Genomic DNA, 22225 nt, shown 5'->3' with positions numbered 1-22225 from the left:
GAACATCAGTTTCGGCGGCGACGTCAGTGGCACCACGGCAGGCGGCAGCAGCCTGACTTTGATGGCGGGCACGGCGGGCACGGTGTCGCTCGATACGGTGGGCGGCGCCTTTGCGCTCAACAACCTGACGGTCAGCGGCGACTCGCTCGTGGCGCCCTCGACGCTGACCGTCGACGGCGATCTTTCGGTCCACACCACCGCGGCATTGACGACGGGCGCCGGTGGCTGGAGCGGCTCCAGCGTCGTGCTCTCGGGCGATGCCGGCCTGATCCTCGGCGGAAACGTGACCGCCACAGGCGCCAGCGGGACGGTGCAACTGACGAGTTCCGCAGGAGCCATCAGCCAGTCCGGCGGCATAATCAAGGCCAGCACGCTGATCGGCAGTTCCAGGAACGGTACGACACTGGGTGCTGCGAACCTGATCACTACGCTGGGCAGCTTCACCGCGAATGGTTTCAGCCTGACGAATGCGCAAGCGTTGACGGTGGGGGTGGGAGACACGGTGAGCGGCGGTGCCGGCGGCACGACACTGACAGTCGGATCGGGTAACCTAACCATCAATGGAATCGCGGGCAGCACGAGCGGTACGACCACGCTCAAGGCGAGCAGCGGTTCGATCAGCGAAGGCACGAACGGCAGGGTGTATGCGTCGACGCTGACCGGCAGCTCAAGCGGCAACACCGCACTGGGCGGCGCGAACAACCAGATCGCCGCGCTGGGCAACTTCGGCGCCGCGAACTTCAGCCTGGTCGATGCACATGCCCTGGCGACAAGTGGTGCGCTGACCACGACGGGCGGAACAGGTGTCATCAGCCTGACGACCACAGGCAGTGGCAATACGCTGACCGTGAACCAGTCCTTGACGGGTGGCAGTGTCACGTTGGACTCGGCGGGTACTCTGGCGATCAACGCCTCGGTGAGCAGCGGCAGTGGCACCACCACGCTGACCAGCGGTGGCTCGATTACCGAGGGTGCAGGCGGCGCCATCATCGCGGGCACATTGACGGGCAGCTCTGCCTCCAGCACAGCGTTGAACGGTGCGAACCGGATCGGCACGCTCGGCAGCTTCACCGCGAACGGTTTCGGCCTGACCAACGCCCAGGCGTTGACCGTGGCCGGCACGATCAACGGCAGCGGCGGGGCCACCAGCATTGTCACCACGGCTGGCACGCTCACGGTGAACAGCAGTGTTTCCGGGGGCTCGGTCACGCTGGGAGGGCAGGGAGGCCTCGGCATCAACGGCAACGTTGATAGCGGCACCGGCACCACCACCCTCAATTCCGGGGGCAGCATCGTCGAGGGAAGCAGCGACGTGATCACGGCCGGCACGTTGACCGGCAGCTCCAGCGGTGCGACTTCGCTGGGGAGCGCCAACAAGATCGCGAACCTGGGCAACTTCACGGCGACCGGTTTCAGCCTGAACAATGCGCAAGCATTGACTGTAAGCGGCACGGTGAGCGGCGGCAGCGGCACGACCAGCCTTGCCACCACCACGGGCACGTTGACCGTTGCAGGCAGCGTCGCTGGCGGCGCGGTAGCCCTGAGCGGCGCGGGCATCGCGATCAATGGCGGCGTGAACAGCGGTGCAGGCACGACCACGCTGGCCTCGACCGGCGGTATCAGCGAAGGCAGCGGCGGCGTCGTCACCGCCGGCACGCTCACCGGCAGCTCGAGCAGCAGTACCGCGCTGAATGGCGCGAATGCCGTCGGCACGTTGGGTACTTTCAGCGCGGCCGGCTTCAGTCTGAAGAACGCACAGGCACTGACCGTAGCTGGCACAGTGAACGCTGGCGGTGGTGCGGCCAGCCTTGCCACCGCGGCAGGGGCACTCACCATCAACAGTACGGTGAGCGGCAGCGCAGTGAGCCTAGGCGGCGGCAGTGCCCTGGTCATCGATGCGGGCGTGAACAGCGGGGGCGGCACGACCACGCTGACGTCTGGCGGAGCGATCAGCGAAGGAGCGGGCGGCTTCGTCGCCGCGGGTACGCTGACCGGCAGTTCGTCCGGCGGCGCAACGCTGGGTGGCGCGAATCAAATCGATACGCTTAGCAACTTCACCGCGAGTGGATTCAGCCTTACGGATGCACGTGCTTTGACGCTATCCGGTGCAGTGAATGGCGGTGCCAGCGCCGCGCTGACGACGACCAGCGGCGACCTGACGATCGACGGTGCGCTGTCCGGTTCGCTCACCACGCTGCATTCCGCCGGTGCCATCAATGGCGGAGCCAACGGAGTGATCAATGCCGGCACGCTTACCGGCAGCGCGGGCGGCTTGACCACGCTGGGTTCGGCCTCGCAGTTCATGGGCAACCATGTCGGTACGCTGGGCGGCTTCGCGTCGACGGCAGGATTCAGCTTCACCGACGCGCAGACGCTGACGCTGGCTTCGGTCAGTGGCAGCGCGTACACCGTGAACGCCGGCACCTCGGCGTTGTATCTCAGCGTAAAGGGCGGCGACCTGCTGCAGCAGGGCACCACCTGGGCATACGACGGCAGTGGCACCTGGTTGTCGACAGGGAGCATGGGCACTCCTGTCGCACCGATCTACGTCACCGGTGTAAGCACCCAGTTGGTGTCGCTGGTGGGCTCGCCGCCGGCTTATTTCTATGCCGTGGATGCCCAGGGTGGCCTGCTTGGCGTGGCCGGTGCGCCTAGCGTCAATGTGCCGACCTCGGCATTGACCAGCCGGGCGCAGAACGGCAACCACGGCGACACCTACATCGACTCCAGCGTGATCTCAGCCAACTACCGTTCGTTCGGCATCGTGCCGTCCGGCATCCTGCTGCCGGCCGACCAACAGAATTGCCAGCCCGGCCAGCCGTCCTCGGCGGATTGCTCGGACAATGAGTGAGCCGCGGCGGATGGAGGAGAGACGGCGGCTGCGGGCGAAAGTCGCAGCCCTGGCTTTGCTGTTCGTTGTAGGTGGTTGGAGCGGGCGGGTCGCGGCGCAGGACGCGGCCCGGCCCACCGGCGACTACGTGCTCGCGCAACTCGACGCGGCAAGACAGGCCCTCGCGCAGCGAACGCAGGCGCATCCGGATACAGCGTTGACCGCGGTCGGGCAGCAGCTTGCGCAGATCGGCGATGCGTTGCGCCAGCAACTGGGCAGCTCGACGGCACAGCCCATCGAAATCCTTGGCGACAAGATCAAGGGCGCGGCCTTGCGTGCGAACGCCGCAGCGCAGCGCACGCAAGCCTACCTGAAGGCTTCGGCCGCCTGTCGCGGTAGCGATGCGCAAGCGCTGGCGACATCGCTCGCGCTGGCAGTCGATCAACTCGCCAAGGCGGCGCCTGCCGACAAGCCGGTGCCACCGGTGATCGATGCGGTGGAGACGCCAGACCAGCAGCCCTTGTTCGTGATCCATCCTTCCAGCCAGCCATTGACCTTCGTCGTACTCGGTGCGAACCTGCTGGATGCGCAGTGCGCCAACCCGCAGCTGAGCCTGACCGACGTGCAGGGCAAGCCCACCGATGTGCAGCCTGCCATTACCAGCATCACGCCGCTGCGCATCGCGCTCACGCTGGCCAGCACCGCCAACTTGAAACCGGGTGGCTACGTGCTGCATGTGGTGCCCCAGCGCAAGGCGTTCCTCGTGGGTTGCACCAGGCAACCCGAAGCGGTGGCGACGCTGCAGGCGGCGTCGCCCTTGCAGGTGAATATCGAATACACGCTCGCGGCGACTTGCCGCGGTCAGGGCCTACTCACGCTGGGGCACGGCAGCTTGCCGACCATCACGCGTCGCGACGCAGCCGTGTCGCAAGCGGTCAATGTGGCGTCCTGTGCGAATCCGGACAGCTATACGGTCAGCGCGACCGTGCATTTCGGCGACGGCGACCAAACCGCGGTAGGGCCGATCACGCAGTCGGCCGACGCAAGCATCACGGCGGGCTTGCCGGGAGGCATGACGCTGAGCTGGGATCCGAACGTCCACATGCTGTTCGTGCGCAGCGGCGCGCCAGTTTGCCTCGGCGTGGATTGATCGTCATTCGCTTGGTCGACGCCGGACCCAGGCGTTGCGGAGCGCGGCCTTCCAGCACGTCATGTGGCGATGGACCAGCGCGAGTTCGCTCCCTTTGCCCTTGCCTTCGCCCCGCACGACCATGCAGTTTGATACGCATTGCCGAGTGGCGTTCGCTGCCACGGTTGGCATCGGCGGAGACAAGTGCGGCATGAAGCAGCCGCACCACATCGGACAGGCAAGGCCGCAGTCGGCTTAGCGGGGAGAATGCGCGGTAAGCCGCAGTGCCTCCGTCCCGCCCGGCAGCGTTATTCCTCGCTGGCGCCGGAGATGACCTGGAATTCCGACAGGCCGCCGGGCGCCAGATCCTTCATCAGTTCGACAAAGTCCATGCCGACCAGCCGCTGCGCGCGGCGCAGGATGAGCGGGATCGGGCTGGAGGGTTCGCGGCGCGCGTAGTACTCGCAGATCTCGTCCAGCTTCTTGATGACGTCCTGCGGCGTCTCGATGCGGCCGCCACCGCCGCCGCCACCTGCAGAGGTCGAAGCGCCGGTCGAGGTGCCGTCGCCATCCCCGTCGCCCGCTGCCTCGGACTCGCCGGACGGCGCGCGCTTGGCCATTTCGGCGTCGAGGAATTTCTTGAGTTCGAAGATTTCGCTGAGCAGCGGCTTGAGATCCGGGCCGGCGGTACCGATCCGTTCGTTGAATGCGTTGTCGATGGCGCGCGCGTGTTCCATCGCCGCCACCGTCGCCTGGGCGGCGCCGCTCAGTTGTTCCTCGGCGCAGTCGAGGCAACAGGCCTCGATGTCCGTCATGCTCGGCAGGCTGGATTCGTCTTCCGCCGAGGTTTTCAGCGTGCCGTTGGCGATGCGCAGGTCGCGCAGCGAGAATCGCCCCAGTCGCGGAGACTGCACGAACGGAGTGCCGCGGAAATAGCCGAGCACGCCTTGCATGTCAGCGAGCGGAACCACCGCATTGACGCGTGCGGTCGGGTCGTTGTCGTCCTCGGCATCCAGCTGCGGATGCACGGTGTCCCATTGGTTTTCCAGCAGGCCACGAATCAGTGCCAACCCGTCGGCCCAGCCGGCGAGGCCATGCATGCGAGTCCAAGCTGCGGTGAGGTGCATGGCGACGCGCAGGTCTTTGCTGCGGCCAAACAGGGCTTCGCCCATGCTCGACACCTTCTCCCAGTCGGGTTCCTCGGCGGTTTTCACGCTGTCGCCGACGGCGCGTTCGGCCTTGGGTGTGGCCGTGCGCTCCAGGCTCTGGAATTCCGGGTCGTACTCCAGGTCGGGTCCGCTGGGTGCCTCGTCATCGAGCGGCGCAAGCAACGATTCCAGATCGCGGTATGCCATCGGTTTTCCCCCTGAGAACGGACCTCAGATGGTACATCAGGCGCGCGCATGCGCGCCGCGCGCAGGCCATTCGGCATATGCAAACGCAAGCGCGATGGCGTGCGCTTGCATGGACTTTCCCAGTAGCGCCATCGACGCCGCCGGGAGTGCGATGTCCACTGCTTGGCGGGCAAGTTGGGCCTGTCAGGACAAGTCGGACGAGGCGCGTTTCGCCACCTGCACGGTGAAATCGGCATCGGCATCGGCAGCCAGCGCGTCGCGGGCGATGGGCCAAGCCTCACTCACGAACCGGCATCACCTGCGAACACCAGCGTCGCTGCGGTATCAGTACATCCCCGGGGCCTGAGGCCAGCGTGGGATGCCGTGCACCGGTCGCCGCAAAGCGGGGGAAATCGACGGTCGTCTGCGCTGCAGTGTGTTTTGGTCATAAAAAATAGGGCCCGGCAAGCCGGGCCCTATTTTTTCGATTCGATGGTGGGCGGTACAAGGATCGAACTTGTGACACCTGCCGTGTGAAGGCAGTGCTCTACCGCTGAGCTAACCGCCCGCCGGGAGCGCGCAAATATACGGAATGAGGGAGGCAAGGTCAACCATTGCGAAGCTGTCGCGTAAAATGCCGGACCTCCCCGCCGACCGGATCAGCGCCATGCCACACGACCTTTCCCACGCCCTGCAGGCGCTGCAGCAGTTCCAGCTGACGCCGTGGAAGGCGGTCGGCCTGCTGGGCTCGGTAATGTTTACCAGCCGCTGGTTCGTGCAGCTCTACTACACGCGCAAGCTGAAGCGGGTGGTGATGCCGTTGTCGTTCTGGTGGCTGTCGGTGCTGGGGAGCGCCTTGCTGCTGGCTTACTTCACCATCGGCAAGAACGACTCGGTGGGCATCATCTCGAATTTCTTCCCCGCCTTCGTCTCGGTCTACAACCTCGCGGTGCACCTGCGCCACCACAAGAACAATCTGACCGGCGACGCCACCCCCTGAAGCCGGGTCATTCCGGGTCGTAGTCGAGGTTGGGCGCAAGCCAGCGCTCGGCCTCCTCGCGCGTCCAGCCCTTGCGCTTCGCGTAATCCTCCACCTGTTCGCGGGTGAGGCGGCCGACCACGAAGTACTGGCTGTCCGGGTGCGAGAAGTACCAGCCGGAGACGGCGGCAGCCGGGTACATCGAGAAGCCTTCGGTGAGCTCGATGCCGGCGTTGCTGGTGGCGTCGAGCAGTTGGAACAGGATGGTCTTCTCGGTGTGGTCGGGGCAGGCGGGGTAGCCGGGGGCAGGGCGGATGCCTTTGTACTGCTCGGCGATCAGGGCGTCGTTGTCGAGATGCTCGTCGGCGGCGTAGCCCCAGAACTCGCGGCGCACGCGCTCGTGCATGCGCTCGGCGAAGGCCTCGGCGAGGCGGTCGGCGAGCGCCTTGAGGGTGATCGCGGAGTAGTCGTCGTGTTCGGCATGGAAACGCGCGAGGTGCGGCTCGATGCCTAGGCCGGCGGTGACGGCGAAGCCGCCGATCCAGTCGGACTTGCCGTATTCCTTCGGCGCGATGAAATCGGAAAGGCAGAAGTCGGGGCGCTCGACGGGCTTGTCGGCTTGCTGGCGAAGGTGGTGGAGAGCGACGGGGGGCTCCATATCGACCAGTTCGATGTCGTCGCCCACGGCGGCGGCCGGCCAGAAGCCGATCACGCCACGGGCAGTGAGCCACTTCTCGGCGATCAGCTTGTCCAGCATCGCCTGTGCGTCACGGAACAGTTCGCTGGCCTGCTGGCCGACGACCTCGTCGGTGAGGATGGCGGGATAGTGGCCGGCCAGTTCCCATGCGTTGAAGAACGGGCTCCAGTCGATGTACTTGCGCAGCTCGGCGAGGTCGTAGTCGTCGAACACGGTGAGGCCGGGTTGCTTCGGCTGCGGCGGCGTGTAGTTCGCCCAATCGCAGGCGAAGCGCTGCGCGCGCGCCTTGTCCAGCGGCACCAGTTGCTTGCCGGGACCGCGGTTGCGGTGGCGTTCGCGCACTTCGGCGTATTCGGCGCGGATTTTCGCCATGAAGTCGCCGACGAGGTCCTTGCTGACCAGCGACTGCGCCACGCCCACCGCGCGCGAGGCGTCCTTCACCCATACGCAGGGCGACTTGTAGTGCGGTTCGATCTTCAGCGCGGTGTGCGCGCGCGAGGTGGTGGCGCCGCCGATCAGCAGCGGGATATGGAAGTCCTGCCGCTGCATCTCGCGCGCCACGTGGCTCATCTCTTCCAGCGAAGGCGTGATGAGGCCGGACAGGCCGATCATGTCGGCGTTCTCGGCGATGGCGGTGTCGAGGATTTTCTGGGTGGGCACCATCACGCCCAGGTCGATCACGTCGAAGTTGTTGCAGCGGAGCACCACGCCGACGATGTTCTTGCCGATGTCGTGCACGTCGCCCTTGACCGTGGCCATCACGATCTTGCCGTTGCTCTTGCCGACGTCGCCGGTGCGCGCCTTTTCCTCCTCGATGTAGGGCAGCAGGTAGGCAACCGCCTTCTTCATCACGCGGGCGGACTTCACCACCTGCGGCAGGAACATCTTGCCGGCGCCGAACAGGTCGCCGACCACGTTCATGCCGTCCATCAGCGGGCCTTCGATCACGTCGAGCGGACGTGTGACTTGCTGGCGCGCCTCTTCGGTGTCCTCGACCACGTACTGGTCGATACCATGCACCAGCGCGTGGCTGAGGCGGGCGCGTACGTCCTTCTCGCGCCAGGCCAGCGTCTCGACGGCGGCTTCGCCCTTCCTTTTCTTGTAGTTGTCGGCGATCTCCAGCAGCCGCTCGGTGGCGTCGGCGCGGCGATTCAGCACCACGTCCTCGACGCGCTCGCGCAACACCGGGTCGAGGTCGTCGTAGATCGCCAGCGCGCCGGCGTTGACGATGCCCATGTCCATGCCGGCCTTGATGGCGTGGTACAGGAACACCGAATGGATCGCTTCGCGCACGGTGTCGTTGCCGCGGAACGAAAACGACACGTTGGAGACGCCGCCGGAGATGTGGCAGTCGGGGAAGCGCCGCTTCAGCTCGCGGGTGGCCTCGATGAAGTCCACCGCGTAGTTGTCGTGCTCTTCGATGCCGGTGGCGATCGCGAAGATGTTGGGGTCGAAGATGATGTCTTCGGGCGGGAAGTCGAGTTCTCGCGTCAGCAGCTCGTGGGCGCGCGAACAGATTTCCACCTTGCGCGCGCAGGTATCGGCCTGGCCTTGTTCGTCGAATGCCATCACCACCGCGGCGGCGCCGTATTGCTGCACCTTGCGCGCGTGTTCGAGGAAGGCCGATTCGCCTTCCTTCATCGAGATCGAGTTGACGATACCCTTGCCCTGCAGGCAACGCAGGCCGGCTTCGATCACGCTCCACTTCGAGGAGTCCACCATCACCGGGACGCGGGCGATATCCGGTTCGGCGGCGATCAGGTTGAGGAAGCGCACCATTGCCGCCTCGGAATCGATCAGGCCCTCGTCCATGTTGACGTCGACGATCTGCGCGCCGTTCGCCACCTGCTGGCGCGCCACATCGACGGCTTCTTCGTAGCGGTCCTCCTTGATCAGCTTGCGGAACTGCGCGGAACCGGTGACGTTGGTGCGCTCGCCCACATTGACGAAGAGCAGGTCCGGGGTGATGACCAGCGGTTCGAGGCCGGAGAGTCGGGTATGGCGGGGCATCAGGCGGCTTCCTGCTTTTCGCTGGGCAGCGCGCGCGGCGCATATTCGCGCACGGCTTCCGCGATGGCCTTGATGTGCGCCGGCGTGGTGCCGCAGCAGCCGCCGACGAGGTTGAGCAGCCCGTCGCGGGCGAAGCTGCGGATCACGCTGGCCATCTGTTCGGGCGTTTCGTCGTATTCGGCGAAGGCGTTCGGCAGGCCGGCATTGGGATGCGTGCTGACGCAACATTCGGCAATGTCGGCCAGCGTCTGGATATGCGGGCGCAGGTCGGCGGCGCCGAGCGCGCAGTTCAGGCCGACGGACAACGGCCGCGCATGGTTCACGGAATACCAGAACGCCTCGGCGGTCTGTCCGGAGAGCGTGCGTCCGGAGCGGTCGGTGATGGTGCCGGAGATCATCAGCGGCACGCGCGCGGCGCGCTCGCGGAACAGTTCGGAGAGCGCGTACAGCGCGGCCTTGGCGTTCAAGGTGTCGAAGATGGTTTCCACCATCACGATGTCGGCGCCGCCGTCGATCAGGCCGGCGGCGGACTCGCGGTAGTTGGCTGCCAGTTCCTCGAAGGTGACATTGCGGAAGCCGGGATCGTTGACGTCGGGCGACAGCGAGGCGGTGCGGCTGGTGGGGCCGAGCACGCCGATCACGAAACGCGGCTTGCCCGGTGTCAGCGCGGTGAATTTGTCGCAGGCGGCCCGCGCGAGCTTCGCGCCCGCCAGGTTCAGCTCGTGCGCGAGGTGTTCCAGGTGGTAGTCGGCCTGGCTGATGCGGGTGGAATTGAAGGTATTGGTTTCCACCAGGTCTGCACCGGCTTCGAGGTAGGCCTCGTGCACGCCGCGGATGATGTCCGGCTGGGTCAGCGTGAGCAGGTCGTTGTTGCCCTTGAGATCGCAGCCCGGATGGTCGTGGTGATGTTCGTGCGCACTGTCGTGGCCGTGTTCGAAGCGCTCGCCGCGGAATCCGGCTTCGTCCAGCCGGTGGCCTTGCAGCATGGTGCCCATGCCGCCGTCGAGGATCAGGATCCGTTCGGCGAGCGCGGCTTCGAGCAGTGCGACGCGTTCGGGGTGCAACCAGGGCAGGGCGCTCATGGGGTGCTTCTCACTTTTTCTGCTTCTGTGCGAGCAGGCTGATGACTTCGAAATGCGGCGCCTTGCGTTCGCGGCTGATGCGGTTGCAGCTGAGGACCTGCAGGCCGGCGGTGCTGGCGTGGTCGCGCAACTCCGCCTCGGTGAAACCGAGATTGCGGTGATCGAACGGTTCCACCGCGGCACGGTGGTCGTGCTTGCCCAGCGTCACCGCGAGCAGGCGTCCACCGGGGCGCAGCAGGCGCGCGGCTTCGGCCACGGCCTGTGCCGGATGCTCGGTGTAGGTGAGCGCGTGCAGCATCAACACGAGGTCGAAGCGGCGTTCGCCCAGATCGAGCGCATGCATGTCGCCCTGATGTACTTCGACGTTGCTGTACGCATGCAGGCGCTTCCGCGCCGCGTCGGCCACGCGCTCACTGAAATCCACACAGACGATGGAGTGAGCGTGCGGTGCCAGCAGCTCGGCAGTAATGCCATCGCCGGAGGCGATGTCCAGCACGTCGCCGGTGCCCAGCAACTGCAGCAGCGCGCGCGCCAGCGTTTCCCAGGTGCGGCCGGGCGAGTAATGGCGCTCCATGTCGCCGGCCACGGTGTCGGCCCAGCCTTCGGCACGGGCACGGTTGGCGAGCACTGCCGGCAGGCGGGCGGCATCCTCACGCAGCAGGGCGTCATCGATGTTTTCGCGCAGCGAGGCGATCAGCGCATGCTGATGCTCGTCGCCCTCGCCATTGGCGCGGTAATAGGCGGAGACGCCGGCGCGGCGGTCGCGCACCAGCCCGGCCTCTTTCAGTTTGGCGAGGTGGGTGGAGACGCGCGGCTGCGCCAGGTGCAGCACCGCAGCCAGTTCGGCCACGGTGAGTTCCTCGCCTTCCAGCAGGGCCAGCAGGCGCACACGGGTGGGGTCGGCCAGCAGGCGCAAGATGCTGGACACAGTGGCCAGATCCATGCGTTATCCCTATATCGCGATAAAGAGATGCGAAGTCTGGGCCGCAGTCTGGCGTGCGTCAAGTGAGGCGGGGCGCTGTTGCCATTGTTGCGTCCGCACAAGGTTCTTCGGCCAGCCTCGCTAAAATGGCGGGCTTTCTTTCCCCATCGGAGCCCACCCATGGATTTCAGCTTCACCGAAGACCAGTTGTCGATCCAGGCCGTTGCCCGCGACTTTGCGCAGAAGCGCATCGCGCCGGTGGCGGCGGAGCTGGACGAAAAAGGGGAATTCCCGCTCGACAACATCCGCGAGATGGGCCAGCTCGGCCTGATGGGCATCGAAGTGCCGCACGAGTACGGCGGCGCAGGCATGGATCCCATTGCCTACTCGCTGGCGATGATCGAGATCGCCGCGGCCGACGCCGCCACCGCGACCATCATGTCGGTCAACAATTCGCTGTTCTGCAACGGCATCCTCAAGCATGGCACCGAGGAGCAGAAGCAGAAGTACGTGCGCGCCATCGCACAGGGCGACGCCATCGGCGCCTACGCGCTGACCGAGCCGCAGTCCGGCTCCGACGCTTCGGCCATGCATACCCGCGCGACGAAGAACGCCGACGGCGACTGGGTGATCAACGGCAAGAAGAGCTGGATCACCTCCGGCATGGTGGCCCGCTACATCATCCTGTTCGCCATCACCACGCCGGGCATTGGTGCCAAGGGTGTATCGGCCTTCGTCATCGACACGCAACTGCCGGGTTTCCACGCGGGCAAGAGCGAGCCCAAGCTGGGCATCCGCGCCTCGGCCACCTGCGAGATCGAGTTCACCGACTACGTGTGCCCGAAGGCGAACTTGCTGGGCCAGGAGGGCAAGGGCTTCGCCATGGGCATGAGCCTGCTGGACGCCGGTCGCATCGGCATCGCCTCGCAGGCAGTGGGCATCGCCCGTGCGGCCTACGAGGCGGCGCTGCAGTGGTCGCGCGACCGCAAGGCCTTCGGTCACCCGATCGGCACGTTCCAGATGACCCAGGCGAAGATCGCCGACATGAAGTGCAAGCTCGACGCCGCCACGTTGCTGACGCTGCGTGCGGCATGGGCGAAAGCAGAGGCGGACAAGAACGGCGGCCGCTTCGGCACCGAGGCTTCGATCGCCAAGCTCACCGCCTCGGAGGCGGCGATGTGGATCGCCCATCAGGCGGTGCAGATCCACGGCGGCATGGGTTATTCGCGGGAGATGCCGCTGGAGCGCTACTTCCGCGACGCCAAGATCACCGAGATCTACGAAGGCACCAGCGAGATCCAGCGCATCGTGATCGCGCGCAACGAGACCGGCCTGCGGTAAGGATGCGGATTCGGGATGACAAAAAGCCCCGGCTCGCGCCGGGGCTTTTTGTTGGGCGCCGTCCGTGGCGGGGTGTCGTCAGTGTCCGTGGCCGGGGTCGGAGTCGAACGACTGCATGCCCGTGCCGGTGGCGGATTTCGGCTTGCCGTCGCCATCCATCTTGTCGCCCAGCAGGCGCCGCACCACGACGTAGAACACCGGGATCAGCAGCACGCCAAGGAAGGTGGCGAACAGCATGCCGCCGATCACGCCGGTGCCGATGGCGTGGCGCGCGTTGGCGCCGGCGCCGCTGGAGACGAACAACGGGAACACGCCGAGGATGAAGGCCAGCGAGGTCATCAGGATCGGGCGCAGTCGCAGGCGGGCCGCGTCGACGGTGGCTTCGCGCAGCGTGCGGCCGGCCTTCTGCTCGGCCACTGCGAATTCCACGATCAGGATCGCGTTCTTCGCCGCCAGGCCGATCACCGTGACCAGGCCGATCTTGAAGTAGATGTCGTCGGGCAGACTGCGCAACATGGTGAACACCACCACGCCCAGCAGACCCAGCGGCACCACCAGCAGCACGGCGACCGGGATCGACCAGCTCTCGTACAGCGCGGCCAGTGCCAGGAACACGATGAAGATGGACAGCACCATCAACAGCGTGGCGGCGTTGCCGGAGAGAATTTCCTGGTAGGACTGGCCGGTCCAGTCGTTGCCGAAGCCCTTCGGCAGGTCTTGGCTGACGATCTTCTGCATCTCGTTCATCGCCTCGCCCGAGGCGTGGCCCGGAGCAGGCGAGCCGACGATTTCCACCGCGGAATAGCCGTTGTAGCGGGTCAGCGCGGGAGAACCCATGCCCCACTTCGCCTGCACCACGTTGGAGAGCGGGATCATCGCCGGCGTGCCGTTGGCGTTGGTCTGCGTGCTGCTGGGGATGTAGAAGTGCTGCAGCGCATCCGGACTCATGCGGTAACCCGAGTCGGCCTGCAGCATCACGCGCTTCACGCGGCCGCCGTAGGTGAAGTCGTTCACGTACACCGGCGCCAGCATCATGCTGACCGCGTTGTAGACGTCGCTGACCGACAGGCCCATCGACTGCGCCTGCACGCGGTCCACGCTCAGGTTGAGCTGGGGCGAATCCTCCAGCGAGTTCGGATGCACGCCGGTGAGCAGCGGATCCTGCGCGGCCTTGCCGAGCAGGATGTTGCGCGCCTGAGTGAGCGCGTCGCGGCCGAGCCCGGCACGATCCTGCAGGAACATGTCGAAGCCGCCGAACTGGCCCAGACCCTGGATCGTGGGCAGGTTGACCACGAAGATGCGCGCGTCGCGGATTCCGAACAGCGCACGGTTGGCGCGCTGGATGAAGTCCATCGCGGTGCCCTGGCGCTGCGACCAGTCCTTCAGCTTGATGAAGGCCATGCCGGCGTTTTCGCCCGAACCCATGAAGCTGAAGCCGGTCACCTGCAGCACGCCTTCCACCGCCGGATCCTTGTTCAGGATCGCGCGCATCTGTGCCATCACTTCGCTGGTGCGCTGCTTGGTGGCGCCCGGCGGCAACTGGATGATGGACATCGCGTAACCCTGGTCCTCTTCGGGCAGGAAGCTGCCGGGCAGGCGGGTGTACAGGAAGCCGGCGAGTACCGCGACCAGCGCGAACACCACCATCCAACGCGGGGCGTGCTTGATCGCGCCGCCGACGTGGCCGGTGTAGGTGTGCGTGGTCCAGTCGAAGAAATCGTTGAACTTGCGGAAGACGATGTTCTTCTTCTTGTGGTGCTCGGGCTGCAGGAAGCTGGCGCACAGCGCCGGCGTGAACGACAGCGCGAGGAAGGCGGAGAAGCCCATCGACACCGCGATGGTCAGCGCGAACTGCTTGTAGATGACGCCGGAGGCGCCTGGCTGCAGCGCCGAAGGCACGAACACCGCCGCCAGCACCACGGTAATCGCCACCACCGCGCCGGTGATCTGGCCCATCGCCTTGCGCGTGGCTTCCTTCGGCGGCAGGTTCTCCTCGGTCATGATGCGTTCGACGTTCTCGATCACCACGATCGCGTCGTCCACCACGATGCCGATGGCCAGCACCATGCCGAACAGGGTCAGCTGGTTGATGGTGAAGCCCAGCACCAGCATGCCGAGGAAGGTGCCCAGCAGGGCCACCGGGATCACCAGGGTGGGGATGATGGTGGCGCGCACGTTCTGCAGGAACAGCAGCATCACCAGGAACACCAGGATGATCGCCTCGACCAGCGTGTGCACCACCTCGTCGATGGAGATGTGCACGAAGGCGGTGCTGTCGTAGGGACTGAACCAGCTCACGCCCTGCGGGAAGCTCGGGGCCAGCTCGTCCATCTTTGCGCGCACCGCGGTAGCCACGTCCAGTGCGTTGGCGCCGGGCAGCAGCATGATCGCGAACGCGGCGATGGGCTTGCCGTCCCAGGTGGTGTCGAAGCCGTAGCTGCTGGGACCGAAGCTGGTCTTCGCCACGTCGCCCAGCTTGACCACGGTGCCGTCGGCGTTCGCGCGCAGGATGATGTCCGCGAACTGCTCGGGCGTGGTGAAGCGGCCCTCGGCGGACACGGTGGCGGTGAGGCCCTGGCCAGGCAGGGCCGGGTCGGCGCCGATCGAGCCGGCGGCGAACTGCACGTTCTGCGCGGAGATCGCGCTGTATACCTGCGCGGCGGACAGGTTGTAGCCCTGCAGCTTGTCCGGATTCAGCCAGATCCGCATCGCGTATTCGGAGCCGAACTGGGTCGTGCTGCCCACGCCGGGCACGCGCGAGACCTGGTCCAGCACCTGCGAGGCCACGATGTCGCTGAGGTGGTCGCGGTTGATGTTCGGGTTGTCCGACTTCAGCGCCACCACCATCAGAAAGCCGGCATTGGCCTTGGCCACCACAACGCCTTCCTGGGTCACTTCGCTGGGCAGGCGCGCCGTGGCCAGCGACACCTTGTTTTGCACCTGCACCTGGGCGATGTCCGGATTGGTGCCCGTCTCGAAGGTGAGTGTGATCTGCGAGCTGCCGGTGGCGCTGGAGGAGGAGTTGAAGTACAGCAGGTGGTCGATGCCGGTGAGCTGCTGCTCGATCACCTGGGTGACGGTTTTCTCGGTGGTGTCCGCACTGGCGCCGGGGTAGGTGGCATTCACCACGACCTGCGGCGGCGCGATGTTCGGGTACGATTCCACGCCCAGGTTGAGGATGGCCAGTACCCCGCCCAGGGAGATCAGGATGGCCACCACCCAGGCGAAGATCGGGCGGTCGATGAAGAAACTCGGCATGGTCCTACTCCATCACTTGCCGGCTGCCGGGGCGGAACCGCCCGTTGCCGGTTGCGGCTGCCATGGCGAAGCCTTGGCCGGCGCACCGTCGTGCACGTTCTGCACGCCGGACACCACCACCTGGTCGCCGGCCGCGAGGCCGCTGGTGACCACCCAGTTGCTGCCGCTCATGCCGCTGGTGGCGACGTCGTGACGCTTGACGTTGCCGTCGCTGCCCACCACGAACACGTAGGCACCGGCGGTATCGCGCAGCACGGCGGTCTGCGGCACCAGGAACACCTGATGCTGCACGCCCAGCTTCGCCTTCAGCGTCACGTACATGCCGGGCAGCAGGTTGTGCTTGGGATTGGGGATCTGCGCGCGCAGGTTCATCGCGCCGGTGGACGGATCCACCGTGGCCGCGGTGAAGTCCAGCACGCCCGGCTCGGCATAGGTGCTGCCGTCCGGCAGGGTCACCTGCACGGTGGCCTGGTTCTGCTGGGCGAGGGTGACGCCACCGCCGGTCTGCGCCTGGCGCAGCTGCTCCATCTCGGCCACGCTCATGGTGAAGTTCACGTACAGCGGATCGACCTGGTCCACCGTGGTGAGCAAGGTCGCGCTGGCGCCGGTGTCGGCGGTGCCGTTGCCTACGATGGCGCCCTCGGTGACCTGCTGCTGGCCGGAGCGGCCATCGATGGGCGACACCACCTTGGTGTAGCCGAGGTTGATGCGGGCGGTTTCCACGGCGGCCTGCGCCTGCTGCACGGCGGCGGCGGCGCTGCGCTCGCTGGCTTCGTCAGCGTCCAGCTGGGCGCGTGCGACGTAGCCCTGCGGGATGAGCTGGCGGTCGCGGTCAGCCACCACGTGCGCATTGGTGTAGGTGGCCTTGGCCGAGGCGAGATTGGCGATGCTGGAATTCAGCGCCGCCTGGTAGGGCGCAGGGTCGATCTGGAACATCAGGTCGCCCTTCTTCACGTCGGAACCTTCGACGTAGACGCGCTTCAGCAGCACGCCGGACACGCGCGCACGCACGTCAGCACTGCGGAAGGACGACAGTCGGCCAACCAGATCCTTGGTCAACGGCTCGTTCTGCGGTTGCGCGGTAATCACGCCTACCTGCGGCGGCGGCATTTGCGGCGGGCCTTGTTCCTTCTTGCCGCAGGCGGTCAGGGCCAGCAGGCCGAGGCACAACGCGGGGGCGCGCAGGGACGGGGATTTCATGGGGACTCCGAAGCGTGCTGATCGTTATCGAATGACGAGCGCTTCACGCGCTCCGAAGGGGGCGGGCGCGGGTTCGCGGGTCGCTACTATACCGCACGGTTCACAATTTATTGAAGGGTTTGTGAAACGTTTTCAGACCGCCGCTTCGAACGAGAGCGGGGATGCGAAGCCGCGTCTTTGTCATGCGCTGCAACGGTGCACCTGCCAGGGGTGCCCGAGCCCGTCGCGTACGCCTGCATCGCGGTTTCGACGATGCGTCTGCGTATAGACATCCGACATGAACGAAGCACCATCAATGACGCTATGCACAAGGCATAACGATGGATTGAAGCGTATCCTTTTGGGGCTTTATCGCGTCACTTTCGTCCCCACTACACAGTAGATGCCATGAATGCCATTCGTGCCGACCATGCAGTGCCGTTTCAGTCCGCCGTGCTCGAGGCGCTGAAGCAAACCGGATTCCCCGCCCAGCGCCTTGATGAGGCGCAATTTTTTATTGGAGCCTTCTTCGCGCGGATCAGCGAGGGCGATTGCGGACTGCATACGCCGGCACAGTGGGCCGCCGTGGTGAGCGGCCTGCTGGACTTCATGCAACAGCGTGCGCCTGGCCGCGCAGCCGTGCGCGTGGTGAACCCCGAGGCCGGTCACGGCCAGTTGCAGATCGTGACCAACGACATGCCGTTCCTGATCGACACCGTGAGCATGGTGGTGTCGACGCGCTCTCAGATCCACGCCGTGGTCCACCCGGTGCTGCAGGTGCGGCGCGATGACAGCGGCAGACTGCAAGGGTTGGGCGGCGAGCACGGCGTCGCCGAGTCGGTGATGCATTTCGAGATCGACCGCGTGGCCGATGCCGCCGAACAGGCACAGCTGGTCGCACAGGTCGAATCCGCACTGGACGACGTGCGCGCGGCCGTGGGCGACTGGGCGGCGATGCGCGACAAGGCGCTGGCCATCGCCGATGAACTGCCGCAGCGCAAGCCCGCGCTCGATGCGGCCTCGGCACGCGAGGCCGGTGAGTTCCTGCGCTGGATTGCCGCCGACAACTTCACGTTCTTCGGCTACCGAGAGTACGAAGTGACCGACGCCGACGGCGACCGCGTGCTGCGTGCCATCGAAGGTTCGGGGCTGGGCATCCTGCGCAAGAGCGAGCAGTCGCTGGCGCCGCGCTCGCTCAAGACGCTGGCGGCCAGCGAGTTGCCGCAATCCGGCTCAATGGATGCGATCATCCTCACCAAGACCAACGCGCGTTCGCGCATGCACCGTCCCGGCTACATGGACTACATCGGCGTGTTGCGTTTCGGCGCCGACGGCCGCGCGGTGGTGGAGCAGCGTTTCCTTGGTCTGTTCACCTCCAGTGCCGGCATGGCGCGCCCGCAGGATGTGCCGCTGGTGCGGCACAAGGTGGAAGCGGTGCTGGCGCGCTCGGGTCTGAAGCGCGATTCCTATTCCGGCAAGTCGTTGCGCCACACGCTGGAGACATTGCCGCGCGAAGAGCTCCTGCAGAGCAGCGAGGACGAACTGTTCGCCATCGCCACCGGTATCCTCGAACTGCGGCAGCGTGCGCATACGCGTCTGTTCATGCGCCGCGACCGCTACGGCCGTTTCTTCGCCTGCCAGGTGTTCGTGCCGCGCGAGCGCTTCAACACTTCGGTGCGCGAACGCATCGAAGCGCTGCTGGGCAAAGCCCTGCACGCCGAGCAGGTCGACTCCTCGGTGCTGATGGGCGAGGACGCGCTGGCGCGCCTCTACATCGTGCTGCGCCCCAGGATCGGCGACCAGCCCGCATACGACCTGGCCGCGCTGGAACAGGGCGTGGCGGCCATCGCGCGCAACTGGCATGACGGTGTGCGCGACGCGCTGGTGAAGCAGCGCGGCGAGCACGAGGGCGTGGTGCTGGCGAACCGCTACGCACGTGCGATGCCGCCCGGTTACATCGACGACGTGAGCCCGGCGGTGGCCGCCGAGGACGTGTACCAGCTGTCGCTGCTGCAGGGTGACAACGCGCTGCGCATGTCCTTCTACCATCCGCCGAAGGCGCCGGAGGCACTGCGCTTCAAGGTCTATCGGTCCGGCGGCGACATCGCGCTTTCCGAAGTGCTGCCGCAGCTGGAAAACCTTGGCCTGCGCGTGCTCACCGAGCACGTCTACGAGATCCAGGGCGACGGCGTGCCGCTGTCGATCCAGGACTTCGAGGTGCAGCCGGTGGGCAAGCTCACCTTCAGCGTGGAGCAGGTGGGCTCGCTGTTCGAGCACGCGTTCGAGCAGATCTGGCGCGGCAATGCCGAGAACGACGGCTTCAACCGCCTCGTGCTGGGCGCCCAGCTCAGCTGGCGCCAGATCGCGATGCTGCGTGGCTACTGCAAGTACCTGCTGCAGGCCGGCAGCCCGTTCTCGCAGCCGTACATGGAAGACACGCTCAACAACTATCCGGCCATTGCCGGCCTCCTGGTGGAGCTGTTCCTCGCCAAGTTCGATCCGCGCCGCGAATCGCTGTCGGACGACGAGCGCAAGGTCGCCGCCAAGTTGCTGCACGGCGAGATGTCCGTGCTGATCCCGGCCAGTGTGCAGACCGCGAACCCTGCGCTGGTCGACGGCCTCGCCGCCGCGATGGCGCAGCCGCGCGCCGAGCAGGTCAGGACCATCGAGGCCGCGATCAACCTGCTGCTGGAGAACGTGGCCAGCCTCGACGAGGATCGCATCCTGCGCAGCTTCGTCGCGGTGATCCACGCCACGCTGCGCACCAGCTTCTTCCAGCAGTGGAACGGTGCCTACCGCGACTACATCAGCTTCAAGCTGGACTCGCACGCCGTGCCCGAGCTGCCCAAGCCGGTGCCGTACCGCGAGATCTGGGTGTGCGCGCCGCGCGTGGAAGGCATCCACCTGCGCTTCGGCCCGGTGGCGCGCGGTGGCCTGCGCTGGTCGGACCGCCGCGAGGACTTCCGCACCGAGGTGCTGGGCCTGGTGAAGGCGCAGATGGTGAAGAACACCGTGATCGTGCCGGTGGGCTCGAAGGGCGGTTTCTTCGTCAAGAAGCCGCCGGTGGGCGGCGACCGCGACGCGCAGCTGGCCGAGGGCATCGCCTGCTACAAGCTCTTCATCAACGGCCTGCTCGACATCACCGACAACCTGGTCGAAGGCAAGGTGGCGAATCCGCACGACGTGGTGCGCCACGATGCGGACGATCCGTACCTGGTGGTCGCTGCCGACAAGGGCACGGCCACGTTCTCCGACATCGCCAACGCGATCTCGATCGAGCACGGCTACTGGCTGGGCGACGCGTTCGCCTCCGGCGGTTCCAACGGCTACGACCACAAGGGCATGGGCATCACCGCCAAGGGCGCGTGGGAATCGGTGAAGCGCCACTTCCGCGCGCTGGGCCGCGACAGCCAGAGCGAAGACTTCACCTGCGTGGGCATCGGCGACATGTCCGGCGACGTGTTCGGCAACGGCATGCTGCTGTCGCGCCACATCAAGCTGTTGGCCGCGTTCGACCACCGCCACGTGTTCCTCGACCCGAACCCGGATGTGGAGCGTTCCTTCGTCGAGCGCGAGCGCATGTTCAAGCTGCCGCGCTCGAGCTGGGACGATTACGACAAGTCGTTGATCTCCGCCGGCGGCGGTGTGTGGCCGCGCACGGCCAAGGCCATCCCGGTGTCGCCGGAAGTGCGCGCGGCGCTGGGCCTCAAGGCCGACGTCACGCAGATGGCGCCGAACGATCTGCTCAACGCCATCCTCAAGGCGCCGGTGGACCTGCTGTGGAACGGCGGCATCGGTACCTACGTCAAGGCCAGCAGCGAAACGCACGCCGATGCCCGCGACCGCGCCAACAACGGCCTGCGCGTGGACGGCAGCGAGCTGCGCTGCAAGATCGTGGGCGAGGGCGGCAACCTCGGCATGACCCAGAAGGGCCGCATCGAGGCGGCGCAGAAGGGCGTGCTGCTCAACACCGACTTCATCGACAACTCCGCTGGCGTGGACACCTCCGACCACGAGGTGAACATCAAGATCCTGCTCAACGACGCCGTGCAGCGCGGCGAGCTTACCGAGGCCGCGCGCAATACCCAGCTTGCCGCGATGACCGACGAAGTGGGTCAGCTGGTGCTGTGGGACAACTACCGCCAGAACCAGGCGATCACCCTGATGGAGCACCAGTCGGCCAAGCGTCTCGGTTCGATGGCGCACTTCATCCGCACGTTGGAAGCCGAGGGCTCGCTGGATCGCCAGGTGGAGAACCTGCCCGGCGAGGCCGAGCTGACCGAGCGCAAGACGCGCGGCCAGGGCATGACGCGTCCGGAACTGTCGGTGCTGCTTTCCTACGACAAGATCCGCCTGTACCAGCAACTGCTCGACTCCGACGTACCGGAGGACCCTTACCTCTCCAAGGAGCTGGTGCGCTATTTCCCCGCGCCGCTGCACGAGAAGTATGCCGCGCACATGCAGCGCCATCGCCTGAAGCGCGAGATCATCGCCACCGCGGTGACCAACTCCACGATCAACCGCATGGGCGCCACCTTCATGATGCGCATGCAGGAAGACACCGGCAAAGGCCCGGCTGCGATCGCCAAGGCCTACACCGCCGCGCGCGAGATCCTGGATGCGCGCGAGCTGTGGGCCGAGATCGAGGCGCTGGACAGCAAGGTGGCCGAGGGCACCCAGGTCGACGCGGTGATGCAGGTCTGGTCGCTGCTGCGCCACATGACGCGCTGGCTGCTCAACCGTCCTGGCGGCACGCTGGAGATCGCCGCCAACGTCGAACGCTACCAGGCTGGCGTGAGCGCCTTGCGCAAGGCCTTGCCCGCGGCGCTGACGCCGACCGGCAAGGGCGACTTCTCCTGCAGCCAGGAAAAGTGGGAAGGCCTTGGCCTGCCCGCCGAATTGGCCGTGCGCCTGGCGCGCCTGTCCGAACTGCGTGCCGCGCTGGACATGGTCGAGGTGGCGCAGCAGACCGGCCAGCCGGTCGAGAAGGTGGCCGGCGTGTTCTACGAACTGGGCGAGGCGCTCGATCTCGAGTGGCTGCGTGGCCAGATCGAGGCGCTGCCGGTGGAAGGTCACTGGCACGCGCAGGCGCGCGGTTCGCTGCTGGACGAGCTCAACCACCAGCATCGCGCGTTGGCGCAACAGGTCTTGAAGCTGGGTGGCGGCGGCAAGGATGTCTCGCCGGTGCAGGCATGGCTGCAGCGCGACGATGCCACCTTGCAGCACACCCGCGGCATGCTGGCCGAGATCCTTACCCAGAACGCCGACTATCCGATCGCCTCGGTAGCGGTACGTCGCCTGGCGCAGTTGGCGCAAGTTCCGGTGTGATGCGCTTCCTCCCTCTCCCTTTTGGGGAGAGGGTTGGGGTGAGGGGACGCTCTTGCGAAAACCTTCATGCGGCATACGAAGCCCCGCCTCGTGCGGGGCTTCGCTTTTTTCATCGTGCCATCGCGCCCATGCGTTA

At 66.2% G+C, this 22225-nt stretch carries 10 protein-coding genes, 1 tRNA gene and 1 pseudogene; 5 read left to right on the top strand and 7 right to left on the bottom strand.

The features are described from left to right. A pseudogene (locus IHE49_RS16710) lies at positions 1 to 2851 on the top strand (S-layer family protein); the annotation flags it as partial. Between the two features lie 55 nt (positions 2852 to 2906). Next, a complete protein-coding gene (locus tag IHE49_RS16705; protein WP_192160026.1) occupies positions 2907 to 3980 on the top strand; it encodes a hypothetical protein in 1074 nt (357 codons plus the stop codon). A gap of 287 nt (positions 3981 to 4267) precedes the next feature. Here the strand turns inward: IHE49_RS16705 and tssA are convergent, their stop codons facing one another. Next, complete coding sequence (tssA, locus tag IHE49_RS16700) at positions 4268 to 5314, bottom strand: type VI secretion system protein TssA (RefSeq protein WP_192160024.1); 1047 nt, start codon at positions 5312 to 5314, stop codon at positions 4268 to 4270. A gap of 472 nt (positions 5315 to 5786) precedes the next feature. Beyond that, positions 5787 to 5861, bottom strand: a tRNA-Val gene (locus tag IHE49_RS16695). 99 nt (positions 5862 to 5960) lie between these two features. On the opposite strand from IHE49_RS16695, the gene IHE49_RS16690 reads away from it, so the two are divergent. After that, a complete protein-coding gene (locus tag IHE49_RS16690; RefSeq protein WP_192160019.1) occupies positions 5961 to 6293 on the top strand; it encodes a lipid-A-disaccharide synthase N-terminal domain-containing protein in 333 nt (110 codons plus the stop codon). A 7-nt stretch (positions 6294 to 6300) separates the two neighbouring features. Here the strand turns inward: IHE49_RS16690 and metH are convergent, their stop codons facing one another. From metH to IHE49_RS16675, 3 genes are read right to left on the bottom strand one after another with little or no spacing between them, the layout of a single operon-like run. Continuing rightward, on the bottom strand, positions 6301 to 8979 hold the full coding sequence (gene metH / locus IHE49_RS16685; protein ID WP_192160017.1) for a methionine synthase: 2679 nt from the start codon (positions 8977 to 8979) through the stop codon (positions 6301 to 6303). Then, positions 8979 to 10061, bottom strand: a complete 1083-nt coding sequence (locus IHE49_RS16680; RefSeq protein ID WP_192160011.1) for a homocysteine S-methyltransferase family protein — start codon at positions 10059 to 10061, stop codon at positions 8979 to 8981. The genes metH and IHE49_RS16680 overlap by 1 nt, the downstream gene beginning before the upstream one ends. A gap of 10 nt (positions 10062 to 10071) precedes the next feature. Next, entirely contained in the window at positions 10072 to 11004 is a 933-nt protein-coding gene (locus IHE49_RS16675; protein ID WP_192160010.1) for a metalloregulator ArsR/SmtB family transcription factor, read from the bottom strand. Positions 11005 to 11163: 159 nt separating this feature from the next. Between IHE49_RS16675 and IHE49_RS16670 the strand changes: the two genes are divergently transcribed. Beyond that, positions 11164 to 12324 carry an acyl-CoA dehydrogenase family protein gene (locus IHE49_RS16670; RefSeq protein ID WP_192160008.1) on the top strand — a complete coding sequence of 387 codons (1161 nt, stop codon included), beginning with the start codon at positions 11164 to 11166 and terminating at the stop codon, positions 12322 to 12324. A 78-nt stretch (positions 12325 to 12402) separates the two neighbouring features. Here the strand turns inward: IHE49_RS16670 and IHE49_RS16665 are convergent, their stop codons facing one another. Together IHE49_RS16665 and IHE49_RS16660 are read right to left on the bottom strand one after the other, a co-directional pair. Further along, positions 12403 to 15582 (bottom strand): multidrug efflux RND transporter permease subunit, encoded by a 3180-nt coding sequence (locus tag IHE49_RS16665; protein ID WP_192160006.1) that lies wholly within the window; start codon positions 15580 to 15582, stop codon positions 12403 to 12405. A 12-nt stretch (positions 15583 to 15594) separates the two neighbouring features. Then, entirely contained in the window at positions 15595 to 16782 is a 1188-nt protein-coding gene (locus IHE49_RS16660; protein WP_192160004.1) for an efflux RND transporter periplasmic adaptor subunit, read from the bottom strand. Between the two features lie 387 nt (positions 16783 to 17169). Between IHE49_RS16660 and IHE49_RS16655 the strand changes: the two genes are divergently transcribed. Further along, on the top strand, positions 17170 to 22089 hold the full coding sequence (locus IHE49_RS16655) for an NAD-glutamate dehydrogenase domain-containing protein (protein ID WP_192160001.1): 4920 nt from the start codon (positions 17170 to 17172) through the stop codon (positions 22087 to 22089). The last annotated feature ends 136 nt before the right edge of the window (positions 22090 to 22225 follow it).

The sequence above is a fragment of the Rhodanobacter sp. 7MK24 genome (assembly GCF_014842995.1).
In the GTDB taxonomy this organism is placed as follows: Bacteria; Pseudomonadota; Gammaproteobacteria; order Xanthomonadales; family Rhodanobacteraceae; genus Rhodanobacter_A.
Note: the sequence above shows the minus strand (reverse complement) of the source record. Positions and strands in the feature narration are given on the sequence as shown.

Coding starts and splice junctions, on each gene's coding strand:
- tssA (WP_192160024.1), bottom strand. CDS start 5,314: ATGGCATACCGCGATCTGGAATCGTTGCTTGCGCCGCTCGATGACGAG.
- IHE49_RS16690 (WP_192160019.1), top strand. CDS start 5,961: ATGCCACACGACCTTTCCCACGCCCTGCAGGCGCTGCAGCAGTTCCAG.
- metH (WP_192160017.1), bottom strand. CDS start 8,979: ATGCCCCGCCATACCCGACTCTCCGGCCTCGAACCGCTGGTCATCACC.
- IHE49_RS16680 (WP_192160011.1), bottom strand. CDS start 10,061: ATGAGCGCCCTGCCCTGGTTGCACCCCGAACGCGTCGCACTGCTCGAA.
- IHE49_RS16675 (WP_192160010.1), bottom strand. CDS start 11,004: ATGGATCTGGCCACTGTGTCCAGCATCTTGCGCCTGCTGGCCGACCCC.
- IHE49_RS16670 (WP_192160008.1), top strand. CDS start 11,164: ATGGATTTCAGCTTCACCGAAGACCAGTTGTCGATCCAGGCCGTTGCC.
- IHE49_RS16665 (WP_192160006.1), bottom strand. CDS start 15,582: ATGCCGAGTTTCTTCATCGACCGCCCGATCTTCGCCTGGGTGGTGGCC.
- IHE49_RS16660 (WP_192160004.1), bottom strand. CDS start 16,782: ATGAAATCCCCGTCCCTGCGCGCCCCCGCGTTGTGCCTCGGCCTGCTG.
- IHE49_RS16655 (WP_192160001.1), top strand. CDS start 17,170: ATGAATGCCATTCGTGCCGACCATGCAGTGCCGTTTCAGTCCGCCGTG.